Below are 1093 nucleotides of genomic sequence, written 5' to 3' on the forward strand. Positions count from 1 at the left end.
CCGCATCCTCGGCTCCCAGAACTTGTTGATGTGCTCGGCGACGCCGGCAATGCCTTCCTCGCGCGGCTTGGAATGGAAGAAATCGGCGATCTGGTTTGCCATGCGCACCAGCTTCTCGGCGGTGCTCATAATGTGTTCTTCGTCATGCGACATGCTTGGCAACTCCGCAAACCACCCGGTCGGGGTGGGTGAAAATATCAAAATCGTCGCCGCGAACCAGCGCCACCAGCGTCATGCCGGCCTCTTGCGCCGTGCGGATGGCAAGTGCGGTCGGCGCCGAGACGGCGATGATGAAGGCCGAGCCGATAGAAGCCGTCTTCTGCACCATTTCGACCGACACCCTGGATGTCACCACCACAGCACCGGATGCGCCATCGATGCCGGCCCTGGCCAGCGCGCCGGCCAGCTTGTCGAGCGCATTGTGACGGCCGACATCTTCGCGCGCCATGACGATGCCCTTGCCAGGCATATAGAAACCGGCGGCGTGTACCGCTCCGGTCTCGGTGTGCAGCGGCTGCACTTTGGACAAAAGCTTGACCGAACGAGCGATGTCGTCGGCATCAAGCGTAAGGCTTGAGGCACCAACCGCATCGACCGAGCGCATCGCTTCCTCGATCGACTCGATGCCGCAAAGCCCGCAGCCGACCGGGCCGGCGAGCCTTCGCCGCCGCGCTTCGAAACGTGTGTTGGCTCGGTCCTTCAGCCGGATCTGAATGTCGATGCCGGCGCCATGGTCCTCGACCTCGATGGCTTCGATCTCTTCGGGCAAGGCGATGATGCCTTCGGTCAGCGAGAAGCCGAGCGCGAAATCCTCGAAATCCGCCGGGCTTGCCATCATCACCGCATGCGTGGTGCCGGCAAAGGAGAACGCCACCGGCGTCTCTTCCGGCACCATCCGGTTGGCAGCCGTCGTCCCAACCGCGCGGTGCGCCAGCCGCGATACCTGCGTCGTGGCTTTGCGGCGCGCGCTCAAGACTACTCCGCCGCCTGCAAAGACGCGATGCGCCGGCTCTGCTTGGCTTGCTCGTCATAGTCGCGCTGCCATTCCGACGGTCCGTTGGAGGCGCCGACCTGCAGCGCCGTCACCTTGTAT

2 protein-coding genes are annotated in these 1093 nt (G+C 63.9%); both read right to left on the bottom strand.

Features of this window, described 5'->3' with window-relative positions:
• A partial coding sequence (locus tag EN893_RS35180; protein WP_164901442.1) for a formate dehydrogenase subunit delta occupies positions 1–153 on the bottom strand: 153 nt, incomplete at its 3' end.
• A complete protein-coding gene (gene fdhD, locus EN893_RS35185; protein WP_127267011.1) occupies positions 143–973 on the bottom strand; it encodes a formate dehydrogenase accessory sulfurtransferase FdhD in 831 nt (276 codons plus the stop codon). The genes fdhD and EN893_RS35180, both read right to left, overlap by 11 nt.
• Positions 974–1093: the final 120 nt, after the last annotated feature.

The organism is Mesorhizobium sp. M7A.F.Ca.CA.004.04.2.1 (assembly GCF_004022825.1).
Lineage (GTDB): Bacteria > Pseudomonadota > Alphaproteobacteria > Rhizobiales > Rhizobiaceae > Mesorhizobium.